The following is a 17143-nucleotide window of genomic DNA, read 5'->3' on the forward strand; positions in this document are numbered from 1 at the left end:
AATTTGCATGCGCCCCAGCCATCGTCAACCGTCGCAGCTCCGCAACGTGCGGATTGCCCGCCACTTCACCCGTCACGCCGAGGGCTCGGTGCTCATCGAAATGGGCGACACGCGCGTCCTGTGCACCGCCAGCATCGAAGAATCGCTACCGCCCTTCCTGCGCGGCGCCGGTCAGGGCTGGGTCACCGCCGAATACGGCATGCTGCCGCGCTCGACGCATACGCGTACCGGCCGCGAAGCGGCGAAAGGCAAGCAGAGCGGCCGGACGCAGGAAATCCAGCGCCTGATCGGCCGCGCGCTGCGCGCCGTGACCGACCTCAAGGCGCTCGGCGAACGCCAGATCACCCTCGATTGTGACGTCCTGCAGGCCGACGGCGGCACGCGTTGCGCGGCGATCACCGGCGCCTGGCTGGCGCTCAACGACGCCTGCGAACACTTGTTGAGCAAGGGCAAGATCGCCGCCAACCCCTTGCGTGATCACGTCGCCGCGGTCTCGGTGGGGATGTACCAGGGTCTCGCCGTACTCGACCTCGACTACGCCGAAGACGCCAACTGCGATACCGACATGAACGTCGTGATGACCGGCAGCGGCGGCATCGTCGAAGTGCAGGGGACAGCCGAAGGCGAGCCCTTTACACGTAGCCAGATGGGCGAATTGCTCGACCTCGCCGACGCCGGCATCGGCCGCCTGATCAGCCACCAGAAAGCGTCGCTGGCGCTATGAAACTGGTCCTCGCTTCGAACAACGCCAAAAAACTCAAAGAACTCGACGCGATCCTCGCGCCGCTCGGCTGGGAACTCGTTCCGCAGGGCCAACTCGGCGTCCCCGAGGTCGAAGAACCGTACTGCACCTTCGTCGAAAACGCCCTGACCAAGGCCCGCCACGCGTCGCGGCTGACCGGCCTGCCAGCGCTCGCCGACGACTCGGGGCTGTGCGTAGACGCTTTCGCCGGCGCGCCTGGCGTGCTGTCGGCGCGCTACGCCGGCGAACCGAAATCGGACGCCCGCAACAACCAGAAGCTGATCGATGAACTCGGCGAGAATTGCCAGCGCAGCGCGCACTTCGTTTCGCTGATCGTTTTTGTTCGCCACGCCGACGACCCGCAGCCGATCATCGCCGAGGGCGAATGGCACGGCGAGATCCTGCCGGCGCCGCGCGGTGACGACGGTTTTGGCTACGATCCGCTGTTCTATATCCGCGAACTCGACAAGAGCTCGGCCGAACTCGACGCCGCCGAAAAAAACCGCCGCTCGCATCGCGGCCAGGCGCTGGCCCGGCTCGTCGAACGTCTGCAGGCGCGTCGCTGATGCCGGAGCCGCCGCGGCGCAAGATCATCCCGCTGCTGTCGGTTCAGCAGCTCGCGACGGCGGCGCGCAAGGAACTGCAGTTCCGCACGCCGCCACCGCTGTCGCTGTACATCCACATTCCCTGGTGCGTTCGCAAGTGCCCGTACTGCGACTTCAACTCGCACGCGCTGCCGGTAGCCGGTGACGGCGAAGCGGCGCCGATCCCCGAGAGTGACTACCTGGCGGCGCTGATCGCCGACCTCGAATCGGCCTTGCCGATGATCTGGGGGCGGCGCGTCGACAGCGTCTTCTTTGGCGGTGGCACGCCGAGCCTGCTCTCCGGCGACGGCGTCGAGCAACTGCTCGCCGCCGTGCGTAGTCGCGTGCCTTTGCTGCCAAACGCCGAAATCACCCTGGAGGCCAATCCGGCCAGCGCTGAAGCCGGCAAATTCGCCGCTTTTCGAGCCGCTGGCGTCAATCGCCTGTCGATCGGCATCCAGAGCTTCTCGCCGCGCCACCTCAAGGCGCTCGGCCGCGTGCACGACGACCAGCAAGCGCGCCAGGCCATCGCCGTCGCCGCCCGCCATTTCGATAACTTCAACCTCGACCTGATCTACGGCCTGCCCGGACAAAGCGTCGACGAAGCACTCGCCGACGTCGACAGCGCGCTGTCGTTCGCACCACCGCACCTGTCGTGCTATCAGCTGACGATCGAAGCGAACACCGCTTTTGCCGCCAATCCGCCGCCGCTGCCCGACCCCGACACCTGCGCCGACATGCAGGACGCCATCGAGGCCAGGCTGGCGGCCGCCGGCTACGACCATTATGAGACCTCGGCTTTCGCGCGCCCCGGTCATCACTGCCAGCACAACCTCAACTACTGGCAATTCGGCGACTACCTGGGAATCGGCGCCGGCGCGCACAGCAAGCTGACGCTGCACGACCGCGTGCTCCGTCAGATGCGCTGGAAACGTCCCGCCGAGTATCTCGCCAGGGTCAGCGCCGGAACGCCGCTGCAGGAAGAATTCGCCGTCGCCGCCGCCGACCTGCCGTTCGAGTTCATGCTCAACGCGCTGCGCCTGCTGCAGGGTTTCGATGCCCCCTTGTTCGAACTACGAACTTCCTTGTCGCTACTCAAGATCGACGCCGAACTGCGCCAGGCCGAGGACGACGGCCTGCTCGAGCGGCACGGGCAGCGCATCGCACCGAGCGATCGCGGGCGGCGCTTTCTCAACCGCTTGCTCGAACGCTTTCTCGTCGAACGCGGCTGAGCGCCGCGTCGCGGCCGCGACTACTGCATGCCGGCGACGGCCTGATAAAGCTGTTGACGGAGTTCTTCGGCTGGCTGCCCTTGCGCCTCGGCGAGACGAATCTGGCGCAGCAGGTCGGCGACCTGCGCGGCAGCGGCGCTTTGCGCCGGGCTGCTCGAGGTCGCCGCCTTGCCGGCGCCGGCAGGCCGAGCGCTCGGCGCCGTTGCCGCGCCAACTGCTGCAAGCGGCTTGTCGCCGACCATCATCTGCGCCCGCTCGGCACCGGGCCGACCGCGGCGCGCGGTAATGACCATCGACGGCGGCATGTAGGGGCGCGGCATCTGCGCTTGCGCTGGCGGCCGCGGGCTGCTGCGGCGCAGGTTATTGACCGTCGCCAGGAGCTTCTTGTGCAAGGCGTCGCTCGGCTTACCCTCGGCTTCGGCGGCACGGATCTGCCGCATGATCTCATCGATCTCGCTCGGCCACCCCGGCCGAGCGCAGCGCCTCGCCGAAGCTCTCCTTCGGCGCCTTGACGGCAATTTCGAATTCCTCGGGCGACGAAATCATCTTCGCCAGATGGAGATGGTCGTAGCGCATGGCCATCGTCAGCGGCGTATCGCCCCAGTCGTTCTGCGCCTTCGGATTGGCGCCCGATTCAAGCAGCAGTCGCGCCAGATCGTCGCGACCTTCGCGTGCCGCCAGGATCAGCGGCGTCGACAGGTTCGGCGAACGCGCGTTGACGTTGGCGCCGCGGGCGATCAGTTCCTCGACCAGCTTCTGGTGACCGTTGAACACCGCGTAGTGCAGCGCCCCCCAGTTGTTGCCCTGACGCTCGAGCGGCACACCGTGCTCGAGCAGCCATCTGACCGCGTCGAGATGGCCGCCCCAGGCGGCCAGTTGCAGCGCCTGCTCGCCGTTGCGGTTGCTCCGTCGCAGGTCGGCGCCGCGCGCGACGAACAGCGCCATCATCTCGACCTGGCCGTACCACGCGGCGACCATCACGCCGGTACCGACCTGCGCCGCCTCGTAATCCGGGTTCAGCCCCTCGTCGAGCCAGCGCGTCACCGTGCGCAGGTCACCGCGCTCGACGGCATAACCGAAGGTGATCGGATCGGGCGCCGCCGTCGGCATCTGCGCCGCCAGCGGTCCGGCAAGCAGGCACATCGCCAGTAGCAGCCACCGACCCGCTCCGCCAAGTACATCGCTCACGAAATCTCTCACAGCATCCTCCCTTGCCGACCGCCAGACAGCGTGTCGAACGATCCAGGCGCGCACTGTCTAGCGGCACGCTTTTGGTTCACAATGTCGGGCTCATGCCGTCCCGCCTGATTCTCGCCCTGGCGCTGTCGCTCGCCCTGCACGCCGGCCTGCTCGCTCCGGCGGCCTTCTGGCGCCGCACGCCGACGCCGCCACCCGCACTGCAGGCGACCTTGCGCCTGCCGCTCAAGCCGGCGGCGCTCAGCGACGACCCCGTGTTCAAGGACACCCTGGCGACCGCCGAAGCGCCTGCTGTCGCCAAGCCGCCTCCGCCACCGCCGCCGCGCCCGAACGCCAGTCGCGACACGCCGCCCCAGCGCCCGGCCAAGGCCGCAGCCAGACGCGACGTCGAGGCCGCGCAGCGCAAGCTCTCCGAACACATCTACTACCCGCCGGAAGCCGTTGAGCGGGGACTCGAGGGCGAGGTTCGCCTGCTCCTGATGGTCGCCGACGACGGCCGAATCACCGCCGTCAGCGTCGGCCTCAGCAGCGGCCACGCGATCCTCGACAAGGCTGCGGTAAAGGCCGCGTGGTCGATGGGCAAGCTGAGTTGGGCGCATTCACGCGAGTTGATCCTGCCGGTCGTCTTCCGCCTGGAGTGAGTCGCGGCGGCGCCGAAAGAGCAGATCCCAGACGCCGTGCCCGAGACGCAGGCCGCGCTGCTCGAACTTGGTCTGCGGACGATGCTCCGGGCGCGGCGCGAAATCGGCCGCGGTATTCTCGAGCAGCGCTTCCGACGACAGCACGGCCAGCATCTGCTGCGCATACTCTTCCCAGTCGGTCGCGCAGTGCACGTAGCCACCGGGCTGCAAGCGACTGGCCAGCAGGCTGACCAGCGGCGGCTGCAACAGGCGCCGCTTGTGGTGGCGATTTTTCGGCCAGGGGTCGGGAAAGAAGATATGTACGCCGGCCAGCGTCGCCGGCGCGATCATCTCGCGCAAGACCTCGACGGCGTCGTGCTGGACGATGCGCTGATTGGCCAGCCCCATTTCGGCAACCAGCTTGCACAGGCTGCCGACGCCCGGCGTATGCACTTCGATGCCAAGGTAGTCGTTGTCGGGGTGCGCGGCGGCGATCGCCGCCGACGTCTCGCCCATGCCGAAGCCAATTTCAAGAATCTGCGGCGCGCGGCGCCCGAACAAGGCATCGAGATCGAGGCGCGCGGCGACGTAGGGGACGCCGATGCTGCCCATCATCGCCTCCCGGTAGCGCTGCTGCGCGTTCGAGACGCGGCCCTGGCGACGAACGAAGCTACGGATGTGTTCAGAGCGCGCGGCAGCGCTCTCGGTCTCCGGCGTCGCCATGCCTACGAACCGATCAAGCCGCTGCTCGGCGACGAGGGATCGGCCGAATAGAATTTGCGCGCCATGCGGCCGGCGAGAAAAGCCTCGCGGCCGGCCTCGACGGCCTTCTTCATGGCGCTGGCCATCAGCAGTGGATCGCCGGCGTGCGCGATGGCGGTGTTCATCAGCACGCCGTCGCAACCGAGTTCCATGGCGATCGCTGCGTCGGAGGCAGTGCCGACGCCGGCGTCTACCAGCACCGGCACCTTGGCGTTGTCGATGATCAGGCGCAGATTCCAGGGATTGACGATGCCCATCCCGGAACCGATCAGCGACGCCAGCGGCATCACCGCGACGCAGCCGAGCTCCTCGAGCATCTTCGCCTGGATTGGGTCGTCGGCGCAGTAAACCATCACCTCGAAACCTTCCTTGACGAGTGTTTCGGCGGCCTTGAGCGTCTCCGGCATGTTCGGGAAGAGGTTGCTCGGGTCGCCCAGCACCTCCAGCTTGCAGAGCCGATGGCCGTCGAGCAGTTCGCGCGCCAGACGCAGCGTGCGGACCGCGTCAACGGCGCTGTAGCAGCCGGCGGTGTTCGGCAGAATGGTGAACTGCGACGGCGGCAGCGCATCGAGCAGATTCGGCTCGTCGGCATTCTGGCCAATGTTCGTGCGCCGGATGGCGACGGTGACGATCTCGGCGCCGGAGGCGTCGATCGCCGCCCGCGTCTGCGCGAAATCGCGGTACTTGCCGGTACCAACGAGCAGCCGCGAACGATACGTCCGGCCGCCGATCGTCAGGCTGTGAGGAGAAGCGTGCATGCGTTTTTTTCTTCCGAGAGTGGCGCAGGCTCAGCCGCCACCGACCGCGACGACGATCTCGATCCGGTCGCCGTCGGCCAGTAGCGTTTCGCCATGACGACCACGCGGAACGATTTCACCATTACGTTCGACGGCAATCCGCTTGCCGGCGTGGTGCAGCGCCTCGACCAGAGCGCCAACGGTCAGCGGCGAGGGGAATTGGCGGCTTTCACCGTTGATCAGGAGTTCCATGGTGGGCCGATTTTATCACGCCGCCAGCGCATAACCGGCCGCCGCCGGCACGCGGCCCTGCGGCTGCGGCGCCGACGATTCAGCCGGGCAGCGGCGCGAACAGCGCGGCGATGTCGTCGCTGCCGAACTTGGCGCGCACGCCACTGTCCGCCGACAGAATGCTCGCCGCCAGTTCGGCCTTGCGCTCCTGCAAGGCGAGGATCTTCTCCTCGATGCTGCCGGCGACGATCAACTTGTAGACGAAAACGGGTTTGTCCTGACCGAGCCGGTGCGCGCGATCGGTGGCCTGGTTTTCAGCCGCCGGGTTCCACCACGGATCATAGTGGATGACGGTGTCGGCAGCGGTCAGGTTGAGGCCGATACCGCCGGTCTTGAGGCTGATCAGGAAGACCGGCACCTCGCCGGTCTGAAAGTGGCGAACGACGCCTTCGCGATCACTGGTATCGCCGGTGAGCATGACGTAGCCGATGCCGGCCAGCTTCAGTTCCTTTTCGATCAAGGCCAACATGCTGGTGAACTGCGAGAACAGGAGAATCCGCCGCCCCTCCTCGACCTGCTCGGGGAGCATGGTCATCAACAAATCGAGCTTGGCGCGCTCCCTGACCTTCAGCGCCGCCTTGGCCTTGACCAGGCGCGGGTCGCAGCAGACCTGACGGAGCTTCAGCAGCGCGTCGAGAATGACGATCTGACTGCGGTTGAAGCCCTTGCTGGCGATTTCGACGCGGACCTTTTCGTCCATCGCGACGCGCACCGTTTCGTACAGGTCACGCTGACTGCCGGTGAGTTCGACCTTGCGCACGATGACCGTTTTCGGTGGCAACTCGCGCGCCACCTCTTCCTTCTTGCGGCGCAGGATGAACGGGCGAACGCGCCGCGCCAGCAGGTCACGGCGTTTGGTGTCGTCCTGCTTTTCGATCGGCGTGCGCCAGTGCTTGGTGAAGTTCTGATTGCTGCCGAGGAAGCCGGGCAACAGAAAGTCAAACTGGCTCCACAGTTCGCCCAGGTGGTTTTCCAGCGGCGTCCCGGTCAGGCACAAGCGGTGCCGGGCGGTCAGCTTGCGGACCACCTCGGCACCCTGGCTGCGGGCGTTCTTGACGGTCTGCGCTTCGTCAAGAATCAGCAGGTGGTAGCGGTGCCGGGTCAGTTCGGCGGCGTCGCGCCAGAGCAAGGGGTAGGTGGTCAGCACGACGTCGTGTAGCGCGATCTCGGCAAAGCGGCTCTTGCGCTCGGGCCCGTGCAGCGACAGGATCGACAGGCCGGGGGCGAAGCGCGCGGCCTCGTTCTTCCAGTTGAAGATCAGCGAGGTCGGCAGAACGATCAGCGCCGGCCGATCGAGCCGGCCAGCCTCTTTCTCGATCAGCAGGTGCGCCAGCGTTTGCGCGGTCTTGCCCAGACCCATGTCGTCGGCGAGGATCCCTGCCAACTTCTGCGCGCGCAGAAACTGCAGCCAGGCGACGCCTTCGATCTGGTAGTGGCGCAGTTCGAGCCCCAGGCCAGCCGGCGGTTCGATGTGCGTAATACCCTGCGCCTGGCGCAACTTCTCGGCCAGCGCCAGCACGTCGCGTTGGCCCCTGAACTGCCAGCGACTGACGTCGTTGAGTTCCGCCAGCCGTGGCGCGTCGAAGCGCGACAGGCGCAGCGTATTGCCGCCGGGAAAGCCGTCGAAAAGGTCAATTAGCGTTGCCGCCAGCGGCTTCAGACGCCACGCCGGCGCGCGCACGCGCTGGCCGGTCGGCGTCACCAGCTCGATCGTCTCGCCGTCGGGAATCTCCGCCAGTAGGCCGGCGTCGAGCCAGCGTCCGTCGCGGCGGAAGAGCGCCGCGAGCAGTGGCGCCAGGGGCAGCCGCTGGCCTTCGACGATGACTCCCATGTCGAGGTCGAACCAGCCATTCTCGGACTCGACGAGGTCGGCATCCCAGGCCTCGACCTCGAGCTGACGATGGCGAAAGTCGTCGCTGAACTCAATCTGCCAGCCCGCCGCGCGCAAACGCGGCAACTCTTCGCTCATGAACGCCGGCCACATCGCCTCGAAGGCCAGGCCGTAGGCGTTGTCCGGCGGCCGGCCAAAGGTCTGCAGCACGTAGCCGGGGACTTTCTCGAGACCGGAACCCGCCGACTCGTCCATGAACTCGTCTTCGCGCGCGCGCTGCCGCTCGACGCGCACCGTCTCGCCGGTCGCCAGAATCGTGAAATCGCGCGTGTCGTCGGGCCGCACTTCGACTTCGGCGTAGCGAAAAACCGGCAAGGCGACGTCGAAGGGGCCGCCGCCGAAGTTGCTCAGGTACTCTCGCCAGCTGCGGTTGCCGTGCGTGTGCAGGGTCTGCAGGCGGAGCACCGGCAGCGGCTCGGCGACGATACTGCGCACGCTGCTGCCGACGTCTTCGGCGTCCGCCGGCATGTCACCGGTGGGTTCGCTCAAGGCTTCGCCGACCAGCGCCGCCGCGGTCGCCGAGAGCGGCGGCAGCGAAAACAGGCGGGCAACCACTGCCTGGTTGCCCGAAACCTGCAGCGGGCCAATCAGGCGCCGATCGGAATCGATATACCAGGGCACCGGCAAGGGAATCACCAGAGCGGCTGCCGGCTCGGGAGTGAGGACGGGAATCCGACGCCCGTCACCGTTGAGCCGCCAGCCGAGCGTCGCCGGCCGCGCCACCGCCAGGGTCAAGGTCGAGTAGTCATCCTTGCGACACAGGCGGCCACTCTGCGCCATCAATTGCAGCACCTCGCCACCGTGCAGCGGCCCGAGACCAAAGACGCGCAGGCCGGTGTCAAACGAGCGCTCGGCCCACAGCAGGCGCAAGATGTCGCGATCCTCGTCGCTGACGAAACGTGGCGGTTTGCCAAGCACGCGATCGAGGCTCCAGAGCTCTTCGGCACCTTCCGGATCGCGACCCTTGTTCACCGTCACGCCAAAGCCCCGCAGGTCGGCGGTCCACTGCAGGAGGTAGAACAAGCGCTGGCGATTGGCTGACGGACCACGGTCCTTCTTGCTGACGGCGACCGCCACCCGCCGCAGTTCCTCGGTCCACGAAAGGACACCAAGCGCGAGCCGCTTCTCGGGTTTGACCGCGTCGCCCGGCTTATCCAAGCGGCACCCCCTTGGAGCACGACGCAGCCCGGCACAGCCGGCGCGCCAACAGGGGCGGCGAAATGATCGGGGAAACGCTCAAGACCTGGCCTCGCAAGACGAACTTCATCGGTTGTCCGCCATCCGGCAAGGCACGGGAGAGTGCTGGGGCAGCGAACAAGAACCGCATAGGGTAGCACAACAGCGCCTCCAGATGCCGCTGGAACGACGCTCGATAGAGGACTGGCCAGCCCGGATAGTGCCGCAGGGCGAGCTTACCGTCGGTCGCCAAAATGTCGTAACTGCTCGAGAAAGCGGTCATCGCCGGCACGAGCACGGTCTCGCCGAAGACCGCCCGCGGTAGCCGGCGAGGCCAGCGTCGGCATTTCTACTTCTTCTCGATCGCCGGAAAAACCAGGCCACCCTCGCAGACAAGAAAGTCGATGCGATCGTCGGCCAATGCCTGCAGCGCCTCTTCCGGGGTGTTGATGATCGGCTCCTCGTGGGCGTTGAAGCTGGTGTTGACCAGCGTCGGCAGGCCGGTAAGGCGCTTGAAAGCATCGAGGATGTCGTAATACAAGGGGTTACTCGCGCGCTCGATGATTTGCGGGCGCGCCGTGCCGTCGACATGCACGACAGCCGGGATCCGCGCCAACCATTCCGGCTTGACGCGCGTGGTGATGGTCATGAAACGACAGGCATAGCGATTGCGTGCGTCAATGTCGTACACGCGTTCGGCATCGACGTCGAGGACATACGGCGCAAAGGGCATGAACTCGGTGCGTTGCAGGCGCTGGTTGACGCTATCGTTCACTTCGCGCCGTGCCGGGCTGGCCAGAATTGAGCGCGCGCCGAGAGCGCGTGGCCCCATTTCCATAGCCCCCCAGAAAATCGCTCCGATACGGTTGTCGGCGAGCAGCTGCGCGGTCTTCTCGATATGGTCAGCGCTCCGCTCGACGCGAAAAAGCCGCCGCTCACCAGCGCTCAGCAGGTCTTCACCGCTGTAGGGACGACCGTAGTAGAGATGCTGCAGGCGGTCGCGGGTCAAGCGCGCCATACCCTGCGTGGCCACCCAGTAGTCGACACAAGCGCCGACCGGCAAGCCTTCGTCGCCCATCGCCGGGAAGACGAACACCTCGTCAATATCCGGCAGGGCGGCGACCAACTGATTGAGGCGCACGTTCGAGAAGACGCCGCCACTCATCGCTATGTATTTGGCCGGATGCTTTTTCAGCAGCGCTTGCAGCCAGCCGACGACGACCTGCTCGGTAGCGACCTGGATCGAGGCAGCAATGTCTTCTTTCGACAGTCCCTCGAAGAGCTGCTGCAGGGTCCGCTGCAGCGCCTTGCTATCGGCGAGTTCGCTATGGATGTGACCGTTCTCGTCTACCGGGAACAGAGCGACGATCGGCGCGGCGACGATCGGCTGACCGAAAGCAGCCAGGCCGGTCAGCTTGCCTTCATGACGATTCGGTCTGAAGCCACAGGCCGTGGTGGCGAAGGCATAGGCCAGACCGATCGAGGCGCCGCCGTTCTGCGGATCGCCAAGCAAGGTCTCCTCGCCACCCCAGATAGCGTGCAACTGCTGCCCGGCGTAGTGGTACGCCGAGTAGTGCGCGGCATCACCACCGCCATCGCAGCTGACCAGCAGGACGTCGTCGGTCCAGTCGCAGTAGCGCAGTGACGACAGGACGTGCGCGCGGTGGTGATTGCAGAAGTGCAGCGCGACGTCGGCGCGCAAGTCCATGTGCCGGCGCAGCTTCGCCAGGTCGAGGAAGGCGCTGGCGTCGAGATTTCGCTGGCGGATCATCAGACTGCCCAGCGAGCGGTCACGACGCTGACCCAAGAGCTTGCGACGGACGTCCCTGAACGGCACGGCGCCGATCTTGAAACACGACACCGGAAACTTCATGCGCGTAAAAGCGACGGCGTCCACCTGCGAACGGGTGATGCCGGCAATCTGCAGGACTTCGTCGACCGACTGCAGGTCAAAAAACCCGCCATCGTTCTTGACCCGATTCAGCCGCTCTTCCTTGCAAAAAGCCAGCAGCGTATTGTCGGCGAACAGGCAGGCGCCCGCGTCGTGTCCGGTGTGAATCCCCAAGATGTACATATCAGGCGCTAATCCCTTGTCGCTTGTCGCTTGGCCTTTTCCCGCTGCCATCGAAGCTCGCCCGGCCTTGCCGCCAGCCAGCGCGGCGCCTGCAGGCGCCCGCTGCCGCGGACCTTGCCGGCGAGCGCTGCGGACGGACGAGGCACGTGCCGCGCAGGAAAGCTGCGGATGATAGCTTGGCGCGGCAGTTGGCCGCAAGAAAAACGGGCGACGAAATGAAGATCGGCTCAGTCGCGGAAATTGCCGGACTTGATCGGAAAATCACTAATCGCCTTGGTCACCGCCGCGATGCACGCCTGCAACTCGTCGCGCTTGGCGCCGCTGACGCGCACCGCATCGCCTTGAATCGACGCCTGCACCTTGAGCTTCGAATCCTTGATCAGCTTGACGATTTTCTTCGCCAGTTCCGACTCGATACCGACCTTTATTTTCAACTCCTGCTTGACCTTGTTGCCGGAGATCCGCTGTACCGGTTGGCTATCCAGTCGCTTGGTGCTTTCTTTCTCTTTCTTCTCCATCGCGGGGAAGAGCAGGTCCTTGATCTGGTCAAGCTGGAAATCCGAGTCGCCATGAATGGTGATCAGTTTTTCTTTCTCGTTCAACTCGACCTTGGCGGTCGTCGCCTTGAAATCGTAACGATTGTCGATAGCCCGTTTGGTAACGTCTATCGCATTGTGCAATGCCGCCATGTCGGCTTCTGAAGAAAAATCAAATGAAGGCATGTGAACTCCAGTCGTGAGTGGTTGTGATGAGAGAGCGTGTCGGCCAACAGCCCGTCGGCGTCAGCAGCCCTGGGTAGCGTCGAGCAGCGGCCAGATCGCGCAGCTACGTATTCGCCGGCTAATCTCTTACTTCGTCGCGGACAGCCGCAGCGGTAGCGCGTCAGTCCTGCAGCGTTACATCGATGAAGTCAGCATTTTCCGTGACGTAAAAAGGTCGGTAGTGATTATCATCGGTGTAAATTGGCTTGCCATCGGCAGCAAGCACCGGGCAGTAGTGATTGACGCAAAGAGCAGCAACCGGATCGATAAGCACCGCCCCGGCCGCCAGCGCCACGTCGGCGAGGCGGCGACGCAAGGCATCCTGATCCTTGTCGAGGAGCACGCGCTCTTGAAATGGCTTGACCGTCAAGCCGGTCAATCTGCTGCCTGCGAAGAAACCCCTCGGCGCGAAGGCCTGCCCGCTTGGATTGTCGAGGATAACATAAACCTTTTTGTCACTGGAAATCGACTTGATGAGCTTCTCAAGGTTCCTGAATTCATGGTCGATATCAAGCTTCTCCGGCGCTTGCGGGCTGGGCCCCAGAAAATACAAATTCCAGGCGGCAGCGATGACCACGGCGCTTATTTCCGGGCGGCGAGCCAGTTGCGAAATCTGCGCCCTGAAGCGTGCGCATTCTTGCGCGTGAAAAACATTGGTCTGCCCACTTCCCGGCACCGGCGCACAGCCCGACTCAGTAAGAAAAATGGCAGAGGCGTGTTTATCTGCATCGCTTCGCAGTAATTTTACGACTCTTGGGCCGTATTGCTCGAGATGAGAATCGCCGACGAACAATACCGTCTTTTCGCCGGCCTTTATCGATTTGACCGACACGCCGTCCAGACTCGTCCGCTGAAAACCAGCAGGGTAATCCCGATCGTCGAGCGCTTCCAGAATCGGTTGAAGTTCAGGGCTGTTGTTTCTGGGAGGAATCAAGCCAGAGTAGGTGACCAGGCCGAGCAAGCCCAGCGCCGCCACGACTCCAAGCAGGGCAATTGCCGCCGCATTTCCGGCCGACCTGATGCGTTTTTCGACGAAATGATAAGTCAGATAGGCGAGCACGAAGCTGGCGATCAGCATCGCCCACCTGACCTCGGTCGCTGGCATTTTTCCGCGCACGATCCAGGCGAACGACAACAGCAGCCAATGCCACAGATAGAGCGGATAGCTGATCAGCCCGATGCCAACCATCAGCCGGCTGCTCAGGAGTTTCCTGTTCAGCCAGGCGCCACTGCCGGCGGCGATGATCAGGCAGGTGCCGATGGTCGGCAGCAAGGCCCACCAACCCGGGAACGCCGCTTTCTTGTTCAGTAGCGCCAGGGCAATGACGATCATCAGCAGGCCGCTAGCCGATTGCCAGTTGGCATTGATTCGCCAGGCACGCGGCCGATGCAGCGCCAGGTAGGCCAGGATGCAGCCGCTCATCAATTCCCAGAAGCGTGACCAGGGCGAATAGAACGCCGCCACCGGGTCGGACCGGATGGTCAGAACATTGGCCGCAAATGAGGCGACGGCAATGACCACGGTGATCGTCAGAAAGTTGTACTTTCGGTTCCATACCAGCGCCAGCAGCAAGGGCCAGAAGATATAGAACTGCTCTTCAATTCCCAGCGACCACAGGTGCAGAAAGGGCTTGGCGGCGGCGTCGCTGTCGAAGTAGCCCGCCTCACTCCAGAGGACCAGGTTTGCAACAAAGCCGGCGCCGGCCGCAATATGCAGGCCCAATTGCCGCTGTTCGTCCACCAACAGGACGAACCAGGCGAGCGCCATACCGCTCGCCAGGACGATCACCAATGCCGGAAATATCCTGCGAATCCGGCGCGCATAGAACTCGGCCAGACTGAATCTATTGTTTTCCAGGTTACCAAAGACGATGGTACTGATCAGGTAGCCAGAGACGACGAAGAAAATGTCTACGCCAATGAAGCCGCCGGGGAGCGTTCTCGGAAAGGCGTGAAAGATCAGGACCAGCAGTACCCCCAGCGCGCGCAAGCCGTCGATGTCAGCGCGATACGCTGGATGCGCGAGCTGCCGCGAGCCGTTGGCGGCGAGCACTGCCACCGCTGCCGAGGCCGTCCCGGCCGGGCTGACGGCGAGGTCGCTCATGCGCAATCCACAGGCGCCTGGCCGGCGATGAAACCGAGCTGACCGCCGCCAGCCAATCGTCGTTGCGGCGCTACGGCAAGCCGCAAAGGAGCTTGCGCAGCAGCAAAGCCACGCGAAGCCGGGGAATGCGGCGGCGCCGTTCCTGCTCCCTGCTCAACGCGCGCCGGCACAGAGCATGACCAAGCCGCCAATCCGGTCAGTCCGGGTTTGGCGGTCGGCTGGCAACCGCCTAGCCGAAATGGCAAACGTAGTGATACGGCTCATCGCAAGCGATCTCGAACGACCAGTCGCCCGGCACCGCGAACGACTCGCCTTCGCCGTAGACCGTCCACTCACTCTCGCCCTGCAGGCGCACACGACACGAACCGCCAACGCCCTCCATCACTTCCGGCGCCGCGGTGTTGAAGGTCAGCGACGACGGCAGGATGACGCCGAGCGTCTTGCGGCTGCCGTCGGCGAGTTCGAGCGTGTGGCTGACACATTTGCCGTCGAAATAGACGTTGGCGCGCTTGAGAACGTTGACACTGGTGAATTGCGACATCTTTATAAGCCCCAGAATTTTTCCATCAGCGTCTTGGCGATGAAACCGATCATGCCGAACGACAGGACAAAGAAAAGGATGACCGTTCCGGTCTTCCCGGCCTTCGCCTTCCAGGCGATCTCGCCGATGATGAAGAGCATGAAGAGCATGAAGGCACCGATCCCGAAGGTCATGCCGAAACCAGAAATCTGCTCTTCCGTCAGCCCAAACATGGCGGGCTCATCTCCAGGTCAGTGTGGGCGATTCGCCAGTTTTGCCGCGATGCGCAGGCGCAGCGCGTTGAGCTTGATGAAGCCACCCGCGTCCTTCTGGTCGTAGGCGCCGGCATCGTCTTCGAAGCTGGCGATCGTCGAGTCGAACAGCGAATCGGTTTTCGAATCGCGGCCAACGACGATCACGTTGCCTTTGTAGAGCTTGATGCGGACGCCGCCATTCACCGTTTTCTGGGTGTCGTCGATCAGCGTCTGCAGCACGCGGCGCTCGGGGCTCCACCAGTAGCCGTTGTAGATCAGGCTGGCGTAGCGCGGCATCAGGTCATCCTTGAGGTGCGCGACTTCGCGATCGACGGTGATCGACTCGATCGCCCGGTGCGCGCGCAGCAGGATCGTTCCGCCGGGCGTCTCGTAGCAACCGCGGGACTTCATGCCGACGTAGCGGTTCTCGACGAGATCGATGCGACCCACGCCGTGCTTGCCACCGAGCTGGTTGAGCAGCGCCAGCAGTTCGTGCGCCGGCAGCCGCTGGCCGTTGATCGAAACCAGGTCACCGCGCTCGAATTCGAGATCGAGGTACTCGGCCGCGTCGGGCGCCGCCTCGGGCGACACCGTCCACCGCCACATCGATTCTTCGGCCTCGGCAGCCGGGTCTTCGAGGTGACGACCTTCGTAACTGATGTGCAGCAGGTTGGCGTCCATCGAATACGGCGAGCCACCCTGCTTGTGCTTCATTTCGACCGGAATGCCGTGCTGCTCGGCATAGGCGACCAGCTTCTCGCGCGACAGCAGGTCCCACTCGCGCCACGGCGCGACGATGCGGATATCCGGCTTGAGCGCGTAAGCGCCGAGTTCAAAGCGGACCTGGTCGTTACCCTTGCCAGTCGCGCCATGCACCACCGCGTCGGCACCGGTCATCTCGACGATCTCGATCATCCGCTTGGCGATCAGGGGCCTGGCGATCGACGTACCGAGGAGATACTCGCCTTCGTACACGGTATTGGCGCGGAACATCGGGAAGACGAAGTCGCGAACGAACTCCTCGCGCAGGTCGTCGATGTAGATGTTTTCCGGTTTGATGCCGAACTGCAGGGCTTTCGGACGCGCCGCCTCGAGCTCATCGCCCTGGCCGACGTCAGCGGTGAAGGTCACCACTTCGCATTGATAGCTGTCCTGCAACCACTTCAGGATTACCGACGTGTCGAGACCGCCGGAATAGGCCAGGACGGCTTTCTTGATGTCACTCATGTTGTTGTTTTCCTGCTGGTTCTGGATTGGTGTAAGCGACTACCCGGCGACGACCCTGCCAAGCAGGAGGTATTCGAGCAGCGCTTTCTGGGTGTGCATGCGGTTCTCGGCCTCGTCCCAGACGACGCTCTGGCGCCCGTCGATCACCGCCGCCTCGACCTCCTCGCCGCGATGCACCGGCAAGCAGTGCATGAACAGCGACTCGGCACCCGCGGCGCGCATCATCTCGAGGTCGACCTGCCAGTCGGCAAAGTCACGCCGACGCTCGTCGTTCTCGGCTTCGAAGCCCATCGACGTCCACACATCGGTGGTCACCAGGTCGGCGCCGCGCGCGGCTTCCATCGGGTCGGCGTAGCTCTCGAAGTGATCGGTGCCATACAGCCCGGCGCGTGCCGGCTCGACCTCGTAGCCCGGCGGCGTCGACACATGGACGTTGAAGTCAAGCACTTCGGCGGCCTGCAACCAGGTGTTGCAGACGTTGTTCGAATCGCCGATCCAGGCCACCGTCTTGCCCTGGATCGGGCCGCGATGCTCGATGAAGGTAAAGATGTCGGCGACGATCTGGCAAGGGTGATACTCGTTGGTCAGGCCGTTGATCACCGGCACCCGCGAATTGGCGGCAAAGGACTCGATCATCGCCTGCTCGAAGGTTCTGATCATCACCACGTCGCTCATCCGCGAGATCACCTGCGCCGCATCCTCGACCGACTCGCCACGCTGCAGCTGCGAATCGCGACTGTTCAGGTAGATCGCCGTACCGCCGAGCTGCTGCATCCCGGCCTCGAACGACAGGCGCGTACGCGTGCTCGCTTTCTCGAAGATCATCACCAGCGTGCGGTCGCTGAGCGGCCAGTATTTCTGGTAGGACTTGAACTGCCCCTTGATCCAGCGCGAGCGCTCGAACAGGTGGTCGAACTCGGCGCGCGAGAAGTCCTTGAACTGGAGGAAATGTTTGACGCCGTCCATGGTAG

The 17143-nt window shown here is 64.4% G+C and carries 17 protein-coding genes; 4 read left to right on the top strand and 13 right to left on the bottom strand.

Annotated elements, in window-relative coordinates:
- Positions 1-7: 7 nt before the first annotated feature.
- From rph to hemW, 3 genes are read left to right on the top strand one after another with little or no spacing between them, the layout of a single operon-like run.
- A complete protein-coding gene (rph, locus tag QZ656_RS04550; protein WP_291992268.1) occupies positions 8-724 on the top strand; it encodes a ribonuclease PH in 717 nt (238 codons plus the stop codon).
- Positions 721-1308, top strand: coding sequence for an RdgB/HAM1 family non-canonical purine NTP pyrophosphatase (gene rdgB / locus QZ656_RS04555; RefSeq protein ID WP_291992269.1), 588 nt, complete (start codon positions 721-723; stop codon positions 1306-1308). The genes rph and rdgB overlap by 4 nt, the downstream gene beginning before the upstream one ends.
- Positions 1308-2558, top strand: a complete 1251-nt coding sequence (gene hemW / locus QZ656_RS04560) for a radical SAM family heme chaperone HemW (protein ID WP_291992270.1) — start codon at positions 1308-1310, stop codon at positions 2556-2558. The genes rdgB and hemW overlap by 1 nt, the downstream gene beginning before the upstream one ends.
- Positions 2559-2578: 20 nt before the next feature.
- Here hemW and QZ656_RS04565 read toward each other — a convergent pair whose 3' ends face one another.
- Entirely contained in the window at positions 2579-2998 is a 420-nt protein-coding gene (locus QZ656_RS04565; protein WP_291992271.1) for a hypothetical protein, read from the bottom strand.
- Positions 2999-3002: 4 nt separating this feature from the next.
- Positions 3003-3746 (bottom strand): ankyrin repeat domain-containing protein, encoded by a 744-nt coding sequence (locus QZ656_RS04570; protein ID WP_291992272.1) that lies wholly within the window; start codon positions 3744-3746, stop codon positions 3003-3005.
- Positions 3747-3850: 104 nt separating this feature from the next.
- Between QZ656_RS04570 and QZ656_RS04575 the strand changes: the two genes are divergently transcribed.
- Positions 3851-4396 carry an energy transducer TonB gene (locus QZ656_RS04575; RefSeq protein WP_291992273.1) on the top strand — a complete coding sequence of 182 codons (546 nt, stop codon included), beginning with the start codon at positions 3851-3853 and terminating at the stop codon, positions 4394-4396.
- Here QZ656_RS04575 and trmB read toward each other — a convergent pair.
- The 11 genes from trmB to argF form a co-directional block, all read right to left on the bottom strand.
- Entirely contained in the window at positions 4355-5098 is a 744-nt protein-coding gene (gene trmB / locus QZ656_RS04580) for a tRNA (guanosine(46)-N7)-methyltransferase TrmB (RefSeq protein WP_291992274.1), read from the bottom strand. The genes QZ656_RS04575 and trmB overlap by 42 nt on opposite strands.
- Before the next feature lie 2 nt (positions 5099-5100).
- Entirely contained in the window at positions 5101-5895 is a 795-nt protein-coding gene (locus tag QZ656_RS04585) for a thiazole synthase (RefSeq protein ID WP_291992275.1), read from the bottom strand.
- A gap of 30 nt (positions 5896-5925) precedes the next feature.
- Positions 5926-6126 carry a sulfur carrier protein ThiS gene (gene thiS, locus QZ656_RS04590; protein ID WP_291992276.1) on the bottom strand — a complete coding sequence of 67 codons (201 nt, stop codon included), beginning with the start codon at positions 6124-6126 and terminating at the stop codon, positions 5926-5928.
- Between the two features lie 79 nt (positions 6127-6205).
- Complete coding sequence (locus QZ656_RS04595; protein ID WP_291992277.1) at positions 6206-9214, bottom strand: DEAD/DEAH box helicase; 3009 nt, start codon at positions 9212-9214, stop codon at positions 6206-6208.
- A gap of 367 nt (positions 9215-9581) precedes the next feature.
- Positions 9582-11306: a carbamoyltransferase C-terminal domain-containing protein gene (locus tag QZ656_RS04600; RefSeq protein ID WP_291992278.1), complete on the bottom strand. Its 1725-nt coding sequence runs from the start codon at positions 11304-11306 to the stop codon at positions 9582-9584.
- Between the two features lie 227 nt (positions 11307-11533).
- On the bottom strand, positions 11534-12028 hold the full coding sequence (locus tag QZ656_RS04605; RefSeq protein WP_291992279.1) for a YajQ family cyclic di-GMP-binding protein: 495 nt from the start codon (positions 12026-12028) through the stop codon (positions 11534-11536).
- A gap of 160 nt (positions 12029-12188) precedes the next feature.
- A complete protein-coding gene (locus QZ656_RS04610; protein ID WP_291992280.1) occupies positions 12189-14171 on the bottom strand; it encodes an acyltransferase family protein in 1983 nt (660 codons plus the stop codon).
- Positions 14172-14400: 229 nt separating this feature from the next.
- A complete protein-coding gene (locus QZ656_RS04615; protein ID WP_291992281.1) occupies positions 14401-14712 on the bottom strand; it encodes a pyrimidine/purine nucleoside phosphorylase in 312 nt (103 codons plus the stop codon).
- A gap of 2 nt (positions 14713-14714) precedes the next feature.
- On the bottom strand, positions 14715-14924 hold the full coding sequence (locus QZ656_RS04620; protein ID WP_291992282.1) for a DUF2788 domain-containing protein: 210 nt from the start codon (positions 14922-14924) through the stop codon (positions 14715-14717).
- An 18-nt stretch (positions 14925-14942) separates the two neighbouring features.
- Complete coding sequence (locus tag QZ656_RS04625) at positions 14943-16172, bottom strand: argininosuccinate synthase (protein ID WP_291992283.1); 1230 nt, start codon at positions 16170-16172, stop codon at positions 14943-14945.
- 39 nt (positions 16173-16211) lie between these two features.
- On the bottom strand, positions 16212-17138 hold the full coding sequence (argF, locus tag QZ656_RS04630) for an ornithine carbamoyltransferase (RefSeq protein ID WP_291992284.1): 927 nt from the start codon (positions 17136-17138) through the stop codon (positions 16212-16214).
- Between the last annotated feature and the right edge of the window lie 5 nt (positions 17139-17143).

The organism is Candidatus Accumulibacter sp. ACC003 (genome assembly GCF_907163085.1).
Taxonomy (GTDB): domain Bacteria; phylum Pseudomonadota; class Gammaproteobacteria; order Burkholderiales; family Rhodocyclaceae; genus Accumulibacter.